Below are 17,016 nucleotides of genomic sequence, written 5' to 3'. Positions count from 1 at the left end.
TATCATTTCTGCCACCTGAGACATTTCCGAGAAGGGCAAAAATGACTGTATCATAACCCGGTTTGAAACCTTTCGTAAGCGCACCACCTTCATTCACCGGATGAGGAGAATTTGCTTTTTGGACCCAGCCCATTTGCCCAAGGGCTATCGTGCTAATTAAAAGAAAGATATATAGATAGATAGATAGATACCCTTTTATTAAACCACATAACCCCTCCTTTAGGGTTTTCACCCTATTACATAGTAGTATACATTAAAAAAATAATTTGTCAATGGGAAAAGAGATAAGTCATCGCCTCCTTTAACTTATCAACCCCCCGAATCTCATTTGCCATCTCTGGTAAAATACCTAAGACATTTTCAAAGGAAGAGTTTATCTCATTAAGGTATCTCTCTTGCATTGTTATCCGGTTCAAGACAAATTCCGGTGCATCCTCTTTAACTTGCTTCTTATCAATCACCCGATTGACAATCACCCCCCCAACCGGAATGCCAAAATCCTTAAACCAACCGATAAAACGCCTAATCACGGCAATCGGTAATGCCTCAGGTAGAGTGACAAAGAAGAAGGCGGTGAGAGAAGGATTGGTTAAAAGTTGGTGGACCCGTTCGATCCGCTCCTTAAAGGAAAGGAGATAGGTCAAAAGTGGGTCTTTCTCTTCCTTTTTGGTAAATGTCAATTTCTTTCGCAACTCCTCCGCTTCCTTTCGACTTGCCAGCATCTTCTCCACCCATAAGGTATAGACCTTTGACATCCCAAGTAGTCTTCTCGCATTAGCGGTCGGTGCGGTATCAAAGACATAGATTTCGTATTTATCCTCAAACATCAAATCAACCATCTTCTCAAACATCGCGGACTCTTCAAATGCCGGATTCATCGTTGCCGATTCAATAAAATCTTCAGTCTTCTGCCCGGTGATATCGGCAAAGCGCAAAAACCATTCAATCTTCTCCTTGATCTCATTCTTCTTTTTCAAGATCACATCCTTGGTGTCAATCTCTAAGGCAAAGAGGTTGGTCTGCGAAACCTTTTTCTCCCGGCCGAAGACATCTTCGTTTAAAAGACCCGAGAGGCTATGAACCGGATTGGTGGAAACCAAAAGGACCCTCTTCCCCTTTTCCGAGAGGTAAAGGGCGGTAATTCCTGCCAGGACTGTTTTCCCAACACCCCCTTTTCCACCAAAAAAGAGGTATTTCAAATTGGGATTTTGATTAAAGAAATCACTCAGACCTTTTTTAATCATCGCCAAACATTATTCTTGCCATCCTTTCAATCATCTCTAAGCCGGTAATGTCCCGCTCCAATTCTGGAATCCAACCCAAGACCTCTTTCCCGAATTTCTCTCTTATTTTCGCTAAAGGTCTCTCTTGGGCAATAATGCGGTTTTTCAAATATTCTGGAATATTACCTTTTTTTAATTCCTGTGGTAAGACCCGATTGACGATAAAACCGGTTATCGGCACGCCGTAACGGGAGAATAAATTGGCTGCTTTTTCCGTATCAATAATACTCATCTCCTCCGGGGTGAGAACAAAGAAGAAGGCGGTCTTCTCTTTATCGGTAAAGATCTTGGAGGCGAGATTGATTCGTCTCTTAATGTATTCTAACTCCTGTAAAATCTCATCTTCTTCCTTCACCTCTTCGCTTTTCATCTTCGCAATAACCTTCTCGTATCTTTGCATCTCCTCCCTTAAAGAGGTAATCTTATTTATCCATTGGTCATAGATAGAACTCATCGCCAGATAATATAGGGCATGACCTAAGGGAACTAAATCGTAGATGTAGTAATCAAAATCGGTGGTGTTAACGATATCCACCACCGCATCAAAGATGGCACTCTCCTCCATCGCCGGTTCCGCGGATGCCGCCTGAATATAACTTTCAATCTCTTCGGGAATTTCCTCCAAACCGTACTTCTCCCGAATCTTATTCCTTATCTCATCTTGATACTCCTTAATCCTTCTATCGGCATCAATCTCCTGGGCAAAGAGATTGGGGATAATCTCTTGGGCATCCTTACCAAAGATATCCCTTTGGAAGATATCGGAAAGGGATGCCTGGGGATCAACCGAAAAGATTAAGACCTTAAAACCCCTCTTTGCCAACCAGAAGGCAGTCGCCGCGGAGAAGGTTGTCTTACCCAAACCGCCCTTACCCCCAAACATAATATACTTGCGATTCGGATTATTTAGAAAAGACTCCTTTAAGGTCATTTAAGCCAAGGTATCGGTGAAATCCTTTTCCCGAAGCATCCTTCGTTTCCAAGTGGCAATCTGGGGGATGCAATAGGGAAGAAGCCTTAAAGAATAATAAGGAGGTAAAATCGGAACGCCCAGCATATCCCCCATCGTGATTAAGATAAAGAGATGCTCCATACTGCCTCTGGTCTTTAAGGCAAAACGGGCGGTATCGTGAGCCGCCATCCCATAAATAAACTCCTTTAAGGACTTAAAAATTCCCTTCTTCTTTTCCATTTCCCCTCCCATATCTTATATAAGCCTTTAAGCCATCATAAGCCAAAATGAGGGCGGCAAAAAATAAGATTAAACCGATAAGGCCAGCAAAATAGTTGCCAATCACTGAACTTGTGGGCAGTGGTTTACCGGTTAAATCCAAGCCGGTTATCGCCTGCCTCAGAACCGAAATGCTCGTATAGATTAAAGCGCTCATCGTCGTCAGATACATAAAGACCATTGGATAAAATGTGAAAGCGGTTGGTTTTCTTTGGGAGACAAGCCAGACCGAAGCGATTAAAAGGGCTAAACTGGCCATCAACTGATTGGCAGAACCGAATAAAACCCAGATGTAATTGAAACTACCGGTATAAACTAAGACGAAAGAGAAGATGATGGCAATCACTGTTCCTAAGACTGGGTCTTTAAGAGCAGGAATTTTCTTACCCAAAAGTTCATTGGTGGCAATCCGCATAAAGCGAATTACCAAATGGAGAATGGTGATGGCTAAGATAACAATCATCACCGGTCCGTAAGATTTCCCCCAACCCTTCGGCAATCCGAGATAAGAGAAGACCAAATCTAACCCCTCACCGAATAAGGAATCCCAACTCCCCCGGGCCTTAGTAATACTGACGATAATCAAGGCGATTAAAGCCAAAATCATCTCTAAAAACATCGCCCCAGCGGTCACGGCTCGGGTATCGGTCTCCTTTTCCAATTGCCTTGATGTTCCGGTGGAGGAGACATTGGAGTGCCAACCAGAAATGGCACCGCAGGCGATGGTGACAAAAAGCATAGGCCAGAGGGGTAAACCTTCTGCCTGAAAATTGGTAAAGGGTGGAGCAGAAAAATTGGGACGACCGATAAAAATCCCCAAAACCGCTCCCACCATCCCAAAGAGGATGATATAAAAACTTAAATAATTGATTGGTTGGACAAAGACCCAAATGGGTAAGACCGAACCGAAAAAAGAAAAGATTAAGGCAAAGGCTAACCAGAGCATCTTATTGGCAAAGGGGTTATTTAAAGCCAAGGGGATTTTTGCTCCCAGAAAAAGCGAAAGGTAAAAGATGAAAAGGCCAACAATTGTCACAAGAATCAGGTTTAACCGACCATAATAGATGAGAAAGCCAACTAAAATACCCGCGAAAGCCAAAAAGATAATTGACAAAGGGATATTCGGATTCTTAGAAAGAAAGACCGCAACGACATTGGTGAAGGCACTGGCGATAAGCAAAAGATAGAAGTAGATAAAAGATAGTAAAATCACCCTTGCCCGGGAAGAGATCAAAGAATAAGAGATACCGCCAAAGGTCATCCCATCGGAGCGCATTGAGACAATCGCTGAGGTGTAATCCTGAATCCAACCGATAAAGAATGTACCCAAAAGAATCCATAAAAGAGCAGGCAGCCAACCCCACTTGATAGCGATGATTGGACCTAAAACTGGTGCCGCGCCGGCGATTGACTTAAACTGATAGCCAAAGAGGATATTTCTGGATGTTGGTAAAAAGTCAACCCCGTCCGCATAGAGCCGGGCGGGAGTTGCCCTTTTCGGGTCGGTCTTGATTACCTTTTGGTCGTAGAATTTGGCATAGATTTGAACTCCCAGATAATAAACAATTATCCCCAAAATTATCACGAATACCGAGTTCATCTTTTTATGATAATAATAAGGTAAACAATTGTCAATATAAAATAAGTCCTTAAAAAAATTTAATGTCCATTTTTGGCATAATCTTACCGGAGGAGATATGAGAAAAAAATCGGGTGAAAAATTGGAGGTCTAATTAAAAGTGAAATCTTAAAGAAAAGACTGGGCCTCGCCCTCCCCCTATTGAAGACTTGACATTCCCCTTTTTTCCTTTAATATGAATGATGGTTATCTTAATTATTCAACTTATCCTTTTGATCAGTGCGGCGGTGATTGGTATCTATAACGCCTGGCTCGGAATGAGCCGGGCCGGGATGTGGACCTTTCCCCGCAAAAGGCATCAGATCCTCGGCATCATCTTCTTCTCCCTCATCTTAGTCGTCTTCTTAATCGGCCTCTTATCTTTCCCCTCCCTCCGGCGCCTCCGGATAAAAATTCCCGGCTATTTGGGTCTCTCCTGGTTAATCTTTTTACTCTCTTTAATCGGTGCGGTCTTGGGAATAATAAGAAGTCAAAAGAAGACAATTATCTCCCGCTACAAGAGGGTTGAATCCACTACCGCCACCCTCCATCCCTGGCCTATAATTTTAGCGATTGGCCTCTCCTTCACCCAAATTTTTAACCTATTAGGTCGGTTTTAGGAGAAGAAAATTCCCTCTTTATCCCGAAACGCTCAGCGCCTTTCATCAAAATAGAATCTTATCCGCTGCCCGCAAAATCCGACTAAAATTTCATATTCCTCTTCGGTATCATACCGCCGATAACCAACATAAGACCGAACCATTGTCCAATGTGACTTTCCACATAAGGGGCATTAAACAAAAGCATTATTAATAAACTCACCGCTATTATCAACATCCCGGATGAAAACCGTAGGGTTGACATAGGTGATATTAGTATGCCGTTTGGCAAAGGAAAATGGTTTAATACAAAGAAGGGTTTTGGTTTACTTCTCTCTCACCTTTGCCAGTATGTTTGCTGACTCGCTAAACTGCCGGGAGATTGGTTCCCGGCCCTTTGGCTCTTCTTATGCGGTGGCACTTGACCCGAACCGGAATTTAGCATTTTTGGGTTCTGGTTGTGGGACCTATCTCATCAATCTCTCCAATCCATCTCAACCGAGAAAAAGATCTGTGGCGATTCACACTCGGGGATTTGTCCAGGGTATCTGGTATCAATCCAACAGGCTCTTCATCGCCGCGGGACAGGCAGGTCTTGAAATCCGGGATGCTGGAAACCCTGCAACACTAGCCTTTCTGAGTCGCTACAATACCCCAGGTTATGCTTTTGGTGTGGCGGTTGTTGGAAAATATGCCTATGTCGCAAACTACGATGCTCGTCTGCGAGTGATTGAGTTCTATGGGGGATTGAGGAAGGCGCAACGCCAAACACCTTCAGCCACGATTTTCCGCAACATCCTGTTCCTGCCCGCGGTTAGCGGCAAGGTGTCAGGGACCAGTATTTGCCTCCTTTCTCTCTGCTTTTCTTCCATTCTTTATTGGGCTCCCATTTAGACTTCGGATTAAACCCTTAATTAGGCTTGGGATTATACCCTAATTTAGGCTTCTATTTATCCCTCTCTTTATACCATCTTTTAGACTATTTATTAAATTTTTAATTAAACCCTTTATTAAATCTCCGATTAAATCCAAAATTAAGCCTTTTCTTAGAACTTCTATTATCTCTTCTGTTAAATCCCCGATACCATCCCCTGTATGCTACACCCCTTTTTATAAAGATAAACCCCTCCTTTCTGATAAAGATCTCACGCTTAATGCCATTTTCGTTAAGGACTAATTACCCGATAACACCTCCTCAATCTCTCTTCTGATAATTATAAATCCGCCCCAGGCGGATAACTCTGAAAAGGCAAAATCTTTAATTAACTTCTTCATAGCCCTCTATAATAAATACGGAAATATCCTTCAAAATTGGACACTAAATTTCTCCCCTTTTTATAAGCCCTTGATTTATAATAACTTATTTATTTTAGGAGGGTTTGGTCCCATCTTTTAGACTAATTCATTAAGGATTTCTGTTTTCTCTTTTTGATGCGGAATGATAATTTTGGGTATTAACTTTAATTATTGACCGTTTAATTTTCATCTTGTATACTTCTTTTGGCATTGTTATAACCGAGTGAACGCTAAGTTGACTTTTTTAATTTAATTGGTAAAATAGAAGAATCGGGCCCGTAGTGTAGCCTGGTTTAACACGTCGCCCTGTCACGGCGAAGAGCGCCGGTTCAAATCCGGTCGGGCCCGTATTTTATAGAGGAAAGGCGAAAATTAGAGAGAAAATGCCTGTGGGAAATGAACTACCGTGAGGCGGAACGCCTTCTCTATTCCTTAATCAGTTATGAAAGGGATAAGGCGAAATATCAAGATTTTAAGTTGGAGAGGTTTAAGAGTTTCCTAAGGGAAATCTCTTCTCCCCAAGAGAAATTAAGTAATGTGGTCTTAATCGCCGGCACCAAAGGCAAAGGTTCCACCGCCACGATGCTCGCCAGTGCTTTGAGTGCCTGCGGGATAAAGACCGGTCTCTTCACTTCTCCCCATCTCCTCTCCTGGCGGGAACGGATCCGAATTTCGGGTCAGATGATTTCCAAGAAGGATTTCTGTCAAATCCTCTCTTCCCTCCTCCCGAAGGTGAAAAAATATCGCCTCACCTTTTTTGAGACATTAACCGCTATCGCCTTTTTGTATTTTTTAAGAGAAAAGGTAGAATGGACAGTCTTGGAGGTGGGCTTGGGTGGCCGGTTAGATGCGACGAATGTCGTCTCCCCCCGTCTCGCCATCATCACCCGGATTGGTTTTGACCACACCGAACTCTTAGGAGAAGATCTCCTCTCCATTGCCAAAGAGAAGGCAGGCATCATCCATCCCAATTCCTTAGTTATCACCTTCCAGCAAAAACCGGAGGTCTTGGCGGTGATAAAAAAAACCGCTCGGGAAAAGGAGAGTGAGGTGATAACGGAAAATTTGATAAGTCTAAAAAGTTTACGCCTCACCAAAGCGGGGAGTCAATTTAAGATAAAAAAGAACCCCCATCCCTTCTTTTTACCCCTTTTGGGCAGGCACCAGGTTGAAAATTTAGAATTGGTCTTATCGGCATTGGCGCGGATAAAAGTTGGTGATGAGAGAATAACCTGGGAAAAGATTGGGGATGGTCTGGCTAATGTCTATGTGCCAGCGCGTTGCGAGTTAATCTCCCAACACCCAGAGATTATGGTTGATTGTGCCCATAATCCCGACTCCTGTTTGGCTTTAAGGGATGTGCTTAAAGATATCTTTAAGAAGAAGGCGATTTTCGTCTTCGGTGTCGCCCGGGATAAAAAAGTGGAGGAGATGTTAAAAATCCTTTCCGATGTCGGCTCCTCTTTTGTGTTTACCCAGGCAAGGCATCCCCGGGCATTAAACCGGGAGATCCTTGCCTCCTATGGGGAGAAACTCAATATCAAATTCACCACCGAGAAGAGTGTGGGGCAAGCAATTAAAACCGCCCTCGCCCAACAGAAAAGAGAGATTGTTGTTATCACAGGTTCTTTCTATGTGGTGGGAGAAGGGATGAATTCATTAGGCTATCGCCCCGCCGGTATCTTATCTTAGAATGGAACCCGGTCTTTATATCGTCGCCACCCCGATTGGTAACCTTTCCGACATCACCCTGAGGGCATTGGCGGTACTAAAAGAATCGGACCTTATCGTCTGTGAAGATACCCGAAGGACCTTAATTCTTCTTAACCACTACCAGATTAAAAATAAGAGACTCTTATCCTATCACGATCACAATAAAAGGGAGAGGACACCAGAGATCGTCTCCTTCTTAAAAAGAGGGAAGAAGGTGAGTCTCGTTTCCGATTCCGGTACCCCTGGTATTTCTGATCCCGGATTCTATCTAATTCGGGAGTGTGTGCGGGAGGGGATTAGAGTGATCCCCCTTCCCGGACCTTCCGCCATCATCACCGCGCTCGTTGTCTCCGGTTTGCCCTGCGACCGATTTGTTTATGAAGGCTTCCTCTCCCATCGGGAGGGGAAAAAGAGAAAGAGATTGCTGGCTTTAAAGGATGAGGAGCGAACTATGGTCTTCTATGAGGCACCGACCCGCCTCTTGAAGACCTTAAAGGCGATGGCGGAGATATTTGGGGAGAGGGAATGTGTGATCGCCCGGGAACTGACTAAAAAGTTTGAAGAAATCCTCCGGGGTAAAATCTCGGAAATAATTCAAGTTTTAGAGAGTCGAGAAAAAATTAAGGGAGAAATTGTGATCGTCCTGGCGGGGAAGAAGGAATGAGGGAGGAGACAAAGAGAAAATTAAAAAGACCCCTCACTCCCTTGGTAAAAATTCTTGTCCTCCTCTCCGTCCCTCCCAACCTTCTCACCTTTCTTTCGCTCCTTTTTGCGGCCCCTGCTTTATTCTTTTTTGCCCGGGGTAATTTCCTCCTTGGGGGCATCTCCCTCATCATAATTAGTCTCCTTGACACCTTAGATGGGGAAGTGGCAAGAGAGAGACATCTCGTCTCTTCTCGGGGAGCCTTTTTGGATTCGGTGGTTGACCGCTTCAGTGAATTCTTAATCTTTTTTGGCCTCTTTCTCCACTACCAAGAAGATTATCTGAAAGGTCTTGTTTTCCTCACCCTCTCTCTCTCTTTCTTTGTCAGTTACATCCGAGCCCGAGCCGAAGGAATTGGGAAAAGTTGTCGGATTGGTTTATTTGAGAGACCAGTCCGCTTTTTCTTCCTCATCATCGGCTCCTTATTTTTCCCCCGTTATTTCCCCTACTTTCTCTTCTTCCTCTCCTTAGGCTCTTTTTTCACCATCTTGGAGAGGATAATCTATATCTGGAAAGATAAAGTCAAATAATATGGAAAGGGTCATTCTGGTCGGTTTAGCCAAAAGTCCAAGGGAGCGCTGGCGGAAGATTGATTCCCTTTCTGAATTGGAGGCTTTAACCAAAACCGCGGGCGGGGAGGTGGTGGGGAAATTTCTCCAGATAAGGGAAAAACCTTCTCCCCGAACCTTACTGGGTAAAGGGAAGATTGAGGAGTTGAAACAATTATGCCAGCAGTACCAGTGTCACCTCTTAATTTTTGATGAGGAGTTGACCCCATCCCAAATGAGAAATATCCGTCAGGAGACGGGAGTGGATGTGATTGACCGGCGGGCATTAATTCTTGACATCTTTGCCCTCCACGCCCGAAGCGCCGAGTCCGCTTTACAAGTGGAGATGGCGCAACTCCAATATCGTTTATCCCACCTCACCGGAAAGGGAGTTGCCCTCTCCCGCCTCGGTGGGGGAATTGGCACCAGAGGACCGGGGGAGAAGAAATTGGAGGAGGATAAAAGAAGGATAAAGGCGCGCATCGCCATCTTAAAAAAGTCCTTAAAAGAGATTGATAAAGAGAGACATATTCAAAGGGAGAGTCGGGAAAAATTCTTTCGCATCGCCCTCTGCGGCTACACCAATGCCGGAAAGTCAACCTTACTTAACAGATTAACCAACGCCGGGGTAAAAGTTTCTCCGGAACTCTTCTCCACCCTTGACCCCAAGACGAAGACCTTAGAGATTGAGAAAAGGATTAAGGTCTTAATTACCGATACCATCGGCTTCATTCGTGATTTACCCCCGCAACTTTTAGCCTCCTTCAAGGCAACCTTGGACGAAATTAGAGAGGCGGACTTAATTTTGCACATCATTGATGCCACAAACGAGGATTTGGTCGAGAAGATTCAGGTGGTGGAGAAGACCTTAGAAGAGATTGGTGCCTGGAGCCCATCTTCGGGAGGGGCAGGCAAATCGGAGAGGCACCTCGTTCGGGTATTCAATAAGATTGACATCCTCTTTGAGCGCTATTTATTAGAACGGCTGAAGAAGAATTATCCAGAGGCGGTCTTCATCTCCGCCCTCACGGGGGAAGGGATGGAAGAGCTATTTGATAAAATTAAAGAGAAGATGAAGCCCTTCTTGAAAGTTCAGCAATTCACCATCCCCATCGCTCGGGGCGATCTCCTCTCTAAAATTTATGAGTCCGGGAATGTGTTGGAGATGAAGGAACTTAACGGCAAATACCGGGTAAGGGTGAAAGGCTATCTTCACTTCCTAAATCACCTCCGGAAAGAGATTAAATCTTCCCTTGACTAAATCTTTTAGCCCCTTATAATCAAATTGAGGTGTTAAATGAAAAAGATAGAAGGTTTAATTTTGATACTTTTTCTTACCTTTCTTACGGTTGAGGCTGGCGTGCGGATGGTAGTGGAATATGAAGATGCGGAAGGGAAGGAGAGGATCACTCATACCACTTACATTGAGAAAGACCGAATGCGCGCGGATGTGAAGGGTAAAGAGGAGGAGATGACTTTTATCTTCCGGAGTGATAAAGAGGTGTTCTGGTCAATTGACCAGAAAAAGAAATCCTATTTTGAGATTACCAAAGGGGATCGGGCACAGATGAAAAGGCGGATGGAAGAGGTAATGAAGATGATGGAAGAAAATTTAAAGAATTTACCCCCAGAAGAAAGAAAAAGGGTTGAAGAGATGTGGAAAGGGAAGAGCGCACCTGAGGGACCAAAGAGGCTTTATAAAAAAGTGAAAAGCGGCGAGAAGGTAAACCAATGGCTCTGCGATAAATACGAAGTCTACGAGGGGAATAAGAAGGTAGAAGAGGTCTGGGCGACTGACGGCAAAAAGATTGGATTGAAACCAGAAGAGTTGAAGGTGATGGAAGACATGGGAGATTTCTTTTCGGAGATAGCAAAAGATTTCTCTTCCCGTTTCTATCAAGTGAGAAGAGAAGAGAAGGAGGGATTTTCCGGTATTCCGGTAAAGATAATTGGCTACGAGAAGGGAAAAAGGACATTTGCTATGGAATTAAAAGAAGTGAAAAGGGAAGAGATGAAGGCAAACCTTTTTGAATTGCCGAAAGGTTATAAAAAAGAGAAGTTTGAGATTGAGGAGGAATAGTAATCCCAAGGGAAAGGCAATTCTTGTGTTAATCGGGTTAAAAATTAAGAAGAGAGGAGAAAAAATGAAAAAGATCATCCTTTTGGTCCTTTTTGCCTTTTTAATTTTATTCTGCGAAAAAGGGGATTATATCGCCCGGGTTGGTAACTCCTATCTCACAAAGAAGGCACTTGATGCCCAACTCCCCAGCGGAGTGGAATTGCCAAAAGAGAACCTGTCCCAGGTCTTAGAAAAATGGGTCTCCGCCGAACTCTTATATCAGGAGGCAAAGAGAAAAGGACTGGATAAGAGAGAGGATATTAAATACCGATTGGAGCAATTAGTTAAGGACTATCTGGTGAACGAATTTGTGGAAGAAGAAGTTGGAAAAATCACCGTCAGCCCGGCGGAAGCCCTTGACTATTTTAATAAACATAAGGAAGAGTTTCTCTATGAGGTAAAAATTTCTCGGATTGTGGTTGCCGATGAGAATTTAGCCAATTCTTTACTGGCGGCGATTAAATCGGGTAAGGACTTTAAGGCATTGGCCCAAGAGTTCTCCCAGGATTTAGTCCTAAAAGGAGGAGAGGAGTCGCTCTACATTCCCCGGGGAAGTTTAAATGACCCAACCTTAGAGGAGATAATCTTCTCCTTGGCACCAAATTCCATCTCCGAGGTGATTAAGACCCAAGAGGGTTATCAGATCATTAAACTTATTGATAAGAAGAAAGTAAAGAAGGATATTTCTTTTAAGGATGTTTCGGAATATATCAATAATGTCCTAAAATACCGAAAGAGTCGGGAGCATCTTGATAACCTTCTTGCCGCCCTTCGCTCCAAAACCAAAGTGGAAATCCGACCGGAGGCTTATTTTCAGAAGTGAAAAGCAAAAGCGGTATTCTAAAACTATTCCTATCCTTTGCTTTCCTCAATTCCCTCCTTGCCTCTTCTTTGGTAGAGAGAATAGTGGCGGTGGTGGGGGAAGAGATCGTTCTCCAATCGGAATTATTAACGGCGATAGAGTTTTTGAAGGCGTTGGGCACAGATCTTCCAGATAGTATTTTAAGGAAGGAAGCACTCTCCCGGATGATTCAAGGAAAACTCATTCTCCTGGAGGCGGAAAGGGAAACGATCCAAGTCTCCCGAGCGGAAATAGAAAAAGAACTGGAAAAGGTCTGGGAAAATATCCGCGCCCGCTTTCCCAGTGAGGAGGCTTTCCAAAAGGCGTTGCAGGAGGAAGGTCTGACCGAAAGGGAGGTGAAGATTCGTTACGGAGAAGAGATTCGGAAAAAAATCTTGGGGCAAAAATTATTGCAGAAGAAAGGACTCTTCCAGGTCTTTGTCTCCCCCTTGGAAGTGAAGAAATTTTACGAAGAGAATAAAGATTCTCTGGCCAAAAGACCGGGGATAGTCTCCTTAGCCCATATCTTCCGTCTCATCACCCCCGGGGAGGAGAACGAAAAGAAGGCGCAAAAGAAAATTCTTGAGGTCTATAATATCCTTTTGTGGGGTGGCGATTTTGAAGAAGTGGCAAAGTCCTTTTCCGAAGACGAGAAGACAAAGGAATCGGGTGGTTATTTAGGTTGGGTAAGGAAAGGGACCCTCGCCCCGGAGATTGAGGAGCGCCTCTTCTCTCTGAAAGAAGGAGAAGTTTCCGAACCCTTTCGCTCTTCCCTCGGCTACCAAATTTTACGATGCGAAAAGAGAAGCGACAATAAAGTTGCCGCGCGCCATATCTTAGTGAAAGTTATTCCAACCCGGGAGGATACGCTCAGGGAGAAAAATTTCCTCCTCCGGCTCCGGCAGAGGATTTTAGCCGGTGAGAGTTTTGATTCCTTAGCCCAGGAATACTCGCAGGATCTCCAAACAAAAGATAAAGGCGGTTATTTGGGTGAGACCTACATCGCCCTACTTCCCCCAGCCTTCCAAGAGATAGTGAATAAGTTAAAGGAAGGGGAAATCTCCGAACCCTTCTTTTGGGTGAATGAGACCGCAGAAGGAACTCTTGGTGGTTTCCATCTCTTGAAAGTCTTAAAAAAGGAAGAGGAGCGGATCATTCCCTTTGAGGAGTTGCAAGATGAGATTAGGAACTACCTCTGGGAGAAGAAGATTAGTGAAAAATCTGAGGAATACTTAAAGAAGGTGGCGGAGAGGACCTACATCAAAGAGTATTAAAAACCGTCGCTTTTCCTATCCCTAATAATGCCCCTCCTTATAAATTCGGTTAAGCTGAGATTTAGGCTTTCGGTTAAATTAACAATTTTTGGTTAGTTCCACAATTAGACCTTCTATTAGATTTATTCCTCCTTTCAGACCCTCAATTAGAATTGCAAGTAGACCCAATTTTAGACCGGTTATTAAGCCACTATTTAGGTTTTCTATCAGACCCCTGATCCCCTCCCCTGTATGGGACACCCCTTTTTATTTTTTATTTCTTCATAACTTATTTTTAGGTTAAAGCCTTCTTAAACTTGAATGAATCCCTAAATAAACCCTTGACAAAGATTATCTTTTTCTTATCATTAATTATGAAAGCCAACGGAGGTGTTTATGAAGGGTAAGTATCTTCTCTTTTTAACCCTATCTTTATCCCTTCTTGCAGCCCAGACCTGGCAGTATGGACCACCGACGACTGGTTTCCGCTTCACTCGGTTTGATGGCGAATACTTCCCAAAGACCGGCAAGGTCTATTTCTTAGGCGGTAGGTTGAGCGACAATTCAACGAGTGGCGCAGTCTGGTGCTTCATTCCGGATTCCGGAATCTATCGCAGTATGGGGGTGTCAATGCCGATTCCGGTCTCTAACTATAACATCTGCATCTTAAAAGATAACTATTCCGAGATTGATACCTATGGTCTCTACATTGTGGGTGGCCGAACCGCTGGTGGACCAAAGACGGCGGCAGTTCAAGTTTATTATCCAATGAGCAATACCGTACGGACGATTGATACCGATCCTCTACCGATGCGAATTGGTGGTGTCCGGATTCCCATTCCGGGTGCCAATGTCGTTTACAATAATAAGATGTATGTCTTCGGCGGCTTTAATGAGTCCCTCTCCCCTTATGTTTCTAGTGAGACCTGGGTCTTTGACCCATTGGCACCGGCCGGTTCCCGGTGGTCAAGGATTACCGAAGCCAATTTGAATCTTGCCCGGACTTATATCACAACCGCCGTAGTTAATAATAAGATATATGCTATCGGGGGAGACATCTTTAACGGCACCTACCTTTATGCCCAAAAGATTGTTGAGGTCTTTGACCCAGAAAATCCTTCCGCGGGTTGGGTAAGAGTTGCGGATTTGCCCGATTCTTCTGGTGAGACCCGCGCCTTCGGCTTTGATTCCACATCTCCCTATGGTTTCGCCAATAAAATCATCGTTGCTGGTAATGGCAAATGGCCCAACGAAACTAACCAGTGTTTCATCTATGATGTGACAAATAACACCTGGTCAACATTCACCTATCTCAATCAGGCGAGGAGAAATCATGCGGGTGTCTTTATCCCCGGTGACCGCAATACTGGTGGCATCCCGGGAATTTGGGTCTTTGGCGGTCGGGCGACAGCGGATACCCATGTCCTCTCCTCCGTGGAGTACTACCAATTAAATGTTGTCGGAATGAAAGAGGGAAAAGAGAAGAAGATGGAGGAAGAGATTTTAAGGGTTTCGCCCAATATCTTCTCCCATACGGCGACGGTCAATTATTTCCTAAAAGAAGCCGCTGCGGTGGACCTTGCCCTTTATTCGGTTGACGGGAAACTCCTTAAAGTTTTGGCAAACAAACACTCCCTCCCGGGTAATTACCAAGTTTCCTTAGACGGTGAGAGACTCACACCCGGGGTTTATTTTCTCCGCCTGCGGACGGAAAAGTTGAATCTCGTCCGGAGGGTGACAAAAGTGAAATAAGAATAATTACTTAAACTAAGGCAAGGAGTTGCTCCTCAATCTTTTGAAACTTTTCTCTTAATTTTTCATCCTTCATTAATCTTTCGCGCATCCGGTAGCGGAGATGGCTGACGGCGGAATAGCCGATGCCACCCAAAAGTTGACCAATCTCATTCTGGGTCAATTGGGAGAATTTGAGGAGAAATTCCGCAGCGATACCCCTTATCTTCCCCTTCATATGGGTGAGGAGTAATTCTTCTTTCTTTAAGCCGAAGGCTTGGGCAACAATTCTCATCACGATTTCCGGCTTGATCCTTTTCCCTTCCCCCTTTTTAGGAACCGCCGGTTTCATCCGGTGAAAGAGTTGGTCAAGTGCCTCTTGGGGATTTATCTTTTTTGCTAAAATCTTCAACTTTCTCTCGTAGCCCTTTCGCCCACCAGCCGCTTTCAGGATTGTTTCGTAGGTAATAAACTTTATTGCCTTTCTCTCATTCAGATAACCGGGAAGCGAAGACCAGGGATAGACGAGAGGGGAATTAGGATTTTGAGCAAGGTGGAGGAGGTGGAGATATTGGGAAACCGGCAGGAGATAATTTTTATTAGTAAAGGGATAGGCGGTATACCTTCCGGAGAAGAGTGGTCCTTGATGATTGCGTTGTAATTTTAAGACCATAGCGAAGGAAACATTGAGATGCTGCATAAATCTGTCAATCTTTGGCTCGCGGCTTTCTAAGAGGAGGTGGAAACGGGGAGGCAGAAAAGAGAAGGCATAGAGGGTAGCGTTATTAACATAGAGGGATTCTTCCAGTTTGGCTAAAAATATCTTAAAATCTTCCTCTTGAAAGTTTCTCCGTTGTTTCGCGGAGGCGATATAGTAGTAGTTACTCATAGAGAAGTATAACTGAGATTTTGGTCAATGTCAAGATTTAAATGAGGAACTTGCCATTTTTGTAAATGAGTTCCCCATCGGCATAGACTTCGCCTTCTTTTCGCAGGTCGCAAATCATATCCCAGTGGAGCCCGGATTTATTAACGCCACCGGTTTCCGGGTAAGAAGAACCGAGCGCCAGATGGATTGTCCCCCCAATCTTTTCGTCAAAGAGGATATTCTTGATGAATTTCTTTATACCGTAGTTAGTACCGAAGGAAAATTCACCAACCCTTTTTGCGCCCGGGTCCATATTAATCATCGCCTTTAAGTATTCTTCACCTTTTTCCGCTTTCGCTTCCTTCACCTCACCATTTTTGAAGACAAGTTTAACACCCGCTACTTCCTTGCCGGCATAGACCGCCGGGAAAGAGTAGGTTATCTCACCTTGAATTGAGTCTTCGACCGGGGCGGTAAAGATTTCACCATCCGGGAAGTTTTCCTTACCGTCGCAATTTATCCATCTCCGCCCTTTAACCGAAAGTTTTAGGTCGGTTCCGGGTGCCTTAATCGTGATTGTCTCTTTTCTTTGAAGAATTTTAATTGTCTGTTTTTGGCTTTCGGAGAACTTTCGCCATTTTTTAATCGGGTCGGGGTTATTGAGCCAACCGGCGTTAAAGATAAACTCGGCAAACTCTTCTAAGGACATCTCGGCATCCTGCGCTTGGGCATAATCCGGATAGGCGGTAAGACACCACCGAAGTTCTCCTTTCGCCGCTCGGGTTAAAAAACGCTCAAAGATTGGGCTTCGCGCCTTCCGTGCCAAAGCCAATCTTTTCGGATCAATATTGGTTAAGGATTTTCTATTCCATTCGGCAATGATTCTTAAAGAGGCATCAATCTTTTCCACTTCCAACTTCTCCATCGGCGAGATGTATTTAAGTTGCTCTTCGTTTGCCTCTTGGTAGAAGATTTCCGTTGTTCCTTCGCCGGTCAGTTTCACATAGGGAAAGGCTCTTCTTTTCAGAGCTTGACGATAGACCTCATTGATTAAGGGCATGGCTAAGGGTGTTCCCTGGATAAGGAAGAGTTGTTTTGGTTCTATCCCTAAGGAGTAGTCTAATAAAAGGGAAGCCCATCTTTCAATCCTCTTGTCTTTCATATTTTCTCCTTAATACCTTACCTATCTTATAACTATTAACCATTTTTCTTA

General features: G+C 44.2%; 16 protein-coding genes and 1 tRNA gene. 11 read left to right on the top strand and 6 right to left on the bottom strand.

Translation table 11 applies throughout. The features are described 5' to 3' along the window. Window positions 1-269: 269 nt before the first annotated feature. From ABIL00_02960 to ABIL00_02945, 4 genes are read right to left on the bottom strand one after another with little or no spacing between them, the layout of a single operon-like run. On the bottom strand, window positions 270-1,244 hold the full coding sequence (locus ABIL00_02960) for an ArsA family ATPase (protein ID MEO0109729.1): 975 nt from the start codon (window positions 1,242-1,244) through the stop codon (window positions 270-272). Next, a complete protein-coding gene (locus ABIL00_02955; protein MEO0109728.1) occupies window positions 1,237-2,166 on the bottom strand; it encodes a TRC40/GET3/ArsA family transport-energizing ATPase in 930 nt (309 codons plus the stop codon). Before ABIL00_02955 ends, ABIL00_02960 begins: the two co-directional genes overlap by 8 nt. A 48-nt stretch (window positions 2,167-2,214) precedes the next feature. Then, window positions 2,215-2,475, bottom strand: coding sequence for a hypothetical protein (locus tag ABIL00_02950; GenBank protein MEO0109727.1), 261 nt, complete (start codon window positions 2,473-2,475; stop codon window positions 2,215-2,217). Beyond that, window positions 2,450-4,114: a carbon starvation CstA family protein gene (locus ABIL00_02945; GenBank protein ID MEO0109726.1), complete on the bottom strand. Its 1,665-nt coding sequence runs from the start codon at window positions 4,112-4,114 to the stop codon at window positions 2,450-2,452. The genes ABIL00_02950 and ABIL00_02945 overlap by 26 nt, the downstream gene beginning before the upstream one ends. 221 nt (window positions 4,115-4,335) lie before the next feature. On the opposite strand from ABIL00_02945, the gene ABIL00_02940 reads away from it, so the two are divergent. From ABIL00_02940 to ABIL00_02890, 11 genes are all read left to right on the top strand, one after another. Next, window positions 4,336-4,752, top strand: coding sequence for a hypothetical protein (locus ABIL00_02940; protein ID MEO0109725.1), 417 nt, complete (start codon window positions 4,336-4,338; stop codon window positions 4,750-4,752). Window positions 4,753-4,998: 246 nt separating this feature from the next. Continuing rightward, entirely contained in the window at window positions 4,999-5,625 is a 627-nt protein-coding gene (locus ABIL00_02935; GenBank protein ID MEO0109724.1) for a hypothetical protein, read from the top strand. Window positions 5,626-6,299: 674 nt separating this feature from the next. After that, window positions 6,300-6,375, top strand: a tRNA-Asp gene (locus ABIL00_02930). A 48-nt stretch (window positions 6,376-6,423) separates the two neighbouring features. After that, the gene (locus tag ABIL00_02925) at window positions 6,424-7,719 is read left to right on the top strand and encodes a folylpolyglutamate synthase/dihydrofolate synthase family protein (protein ID MEO0109723.1); all 1,296 of its coding nucleotides are present in this window, start codon (window positions 6,424-6,426) and stop codon (window positions 7,717-7,719) included. A 1-nt stretch (window position 7,720) separates the two neighbouring features. Next, on the top strand, window positions 7,721-8,404 hold the full coding sequence (gene rsmI / locus ABIL00_02920; protein MEO0109722.1) for a 16S rRNA (cytidine(1402)-2'-O)-methyltransferase: 684 nt from the start codon (window positions 7,721-7,723) through the stop codon (window positions 8,402-8,404). Beyond that, complete coding sequence (locus ABIL00_02915) at window positions 8,401-8,973, top strand: CDP-alcohol phosphatidyltransferase family protein (GenBank protein ID MEO0109721.1); 573 nt, start codon at window positions 8,401-8,403, stop codon at window positions 8,971-8,973. Before rsmI ends, ABIL00_02915 begins: the two co-directional genes overlap by 4 nt. Window position 8,974: 1 nt before the next feature. Beyond that, window positions 8,975-10,252 carry a GTPase HflX gene (hflX, locus tag ABIL00_02910; GenBank protein MEO0109720.1) on the top strand — a complete coding sequence of 426 codons (1,278 nt, stop codon included), beginning with the start codon at window positions 8,975-8,977 and terminating at the stop codon, window positions 10,250-10,252. 36 nt (window positions 10,253-10,288) lie between these two features. Next, window positions 10,289-11,071, top strand: coding sequence for a DUF4412 domain-containing protein (locus tag ABIL00_02905; GenBank protein MEO0109719.1), 783 nt, complete (start codon window positions 10,289-10,291; stop codon window positions 11,069-11,071). 64 nt (window positions 11,072-11,135) lie between these two features. Further along, window positions 11,136-11,933, top strand: a complete 798-nt coding sequence (locus ABIL00_02900; protein ID MEO0109718.1) for a peptidylprolyl isomerase — start codon at window positions 11,136-11,138, stop codon at window positions 11,931-11,933. Beyond that, a complete protein-coding gene (locus ABIL00_02895) occupies window positions 11,930-13,225 on the top strand; it encodes a peptidylprolyl isomerase (protein ID MEO0109717.1) in 1,296 nt (431 codons plus the stop codon). The genes ABIL00_02900 and ABIL00_02895 overlap by 4 nt, the downstream gene beginning before the upstream one ends. A 375-nt stretch (window positions 13,226-13,600) precedes the next feature. Then, a complete protein-coding gene (locus ABIL00_02890; protein MEO0109716.1) occupies window positions 13,601-14,956 on the top strand; it encodes a kelch repeat-containing protein in 1,356 nt (451 codons plus the stop codon). A gap of 10 nt (window positions 14,957-14,966) precedes the next feature. On the opposite strand, the gene ABIL00_02885 is transcribed toward ABIL00_02890, so the two are convergent. Then, entirely contained in the window at window positions 14,967-15,824 is an 858-nt protein-coding gene (locus ABIL00_02885; GenBank protein MEO0109715.1) for a hypothetical protein, read from the bottom strand. A gap of 37 nt (window positions 15,825-15,861) precedes the next feature. After that, window positions 15,862-16,965 carry an aminopeptidase gene (locus ABIL00_02880; GenBank protein MEO0109714.1) on the bottom strand — a complete coding sequence of 368 codons (1,104 nt, stop codon included), beginning with the start codon at window positions 16,963-16,965 and terminating at the stop codon, window positions 15,862-15,864. Window positions 16,966-17,016 lie beyond the last annotated feature (51 nt).

The sequence above is a fragment of the candidate division WOR-3 bacterium genome (genome assembly GCA_039801905.1).
In the GTDB taxonomy this organism is placed as follows: Bacteria; Hydrothermota; Tepidihabitantia; order Tepidihabitantales; family JBDRVQ01; genus JBDRVQ01.
The sequence above is the reverse complement of the archived record's forward strand: the minus strand, read 5'-3'. Positions and strand labels throughout refer to the sequence as shown.

Bases quoted from the DNA above. Each gene is read 5' to 3' on its own strand.
- ABIL00_02960 (MEO0109729.1), bottom strand. From the start codon at position 1,244: ATGATTAAAAAAGGTCTGAGTGATTTCTTTAATCAAAATCCCAATTTG.
- ABIL00_02955 (MEO0109728.1), bottom strand. From the start codon at position 2,166: ATGTTTGGGGGTAAGGGCGGTTTGGGTAAGACAACCTTCTCCGCGGCG.
- ABIL00_02950 (MEO0109727.1), bottom strand. From the start codon at position 2,475: ATGGAAAAGAAGAAGGGAATTTTTAAGTCCTTAAAGGAGTTTATTTAT.
- ABIL00_02945 (MEO0109726.1), bottom strand. From the start codon at position 4,114: ATGAACTCGGTATTCGTGATAATTTTGGGGATAATTGTTTATTATCTG.
- ABIL00_02940 (MEO0109725.1), top strand. From the start codon at position 4,336: ATGGTTATCTTAATTATTCAACTTATCCTTTTGATCAGTGCGGCGGTG.
- ABIL00_02925 (MEO0109723.1), top strand. From the start codon at position 6,424: ATGAACTACCGTGAGGCGGAACGCCTTCTCTATTCCTTAATCAGTTAT.
- rsmI (MEO0109722.1), top strand. From the start codon at position 7,721: ATGGAACCCGGTCTTTATATCGTCGCCACCCCGATTGGTAACCTTTCC.
- ABIL00_02915 (MEO0109721.1), top strand. From the start codon at position 8,401: ATGAGGGAGGAGACAAAGAGAAAATTAAAAAGACCCCTCACTCCCTTG.
- hflX (MEO0109720.1), top strand. From the start codon at position 8,975: ATGGAAAGGGTCATTCTGGTCGGTTTAGCCAAAAGTCCAAGGGAGCGC.
- ABIL00_02905 (MEO0109719.1), top strand. From the start codon at position 10,289: ATGAAAAAGATAGAAGGTTTAATTTTGATACTTTTTCTTACCTTTCTT.
- ABIL00_02900 (MEO0109718.1), top strand. From the start codon at position 11,136: ATGAAAAAGATCATCCTTTTGGTCCTTTTTGCCTTTTTAATTTTATTC.
- ABIL00_02890 (MEO0109716.1), top strand. From the start codon at position 13,601: ATGAAGGGTAAGTATCTTCTCTTTTTAACCCTATCTTTATCCCTTCTT.
- ABIL00_02885 (MEO0109715.1), bottom strand. From the start codon at position 15,824: ATGAGTAACTACTACTATATCGCCTCCGCGAAACAACGGAGAAACTTT.
- ABIL00_02880 (MEO0109714.1), bottom strand. From the start codon at position 16,965: ATGAAAGACAAGAGGATTGAAAGATGGGCTTCCCTTTTATTAGACTAC.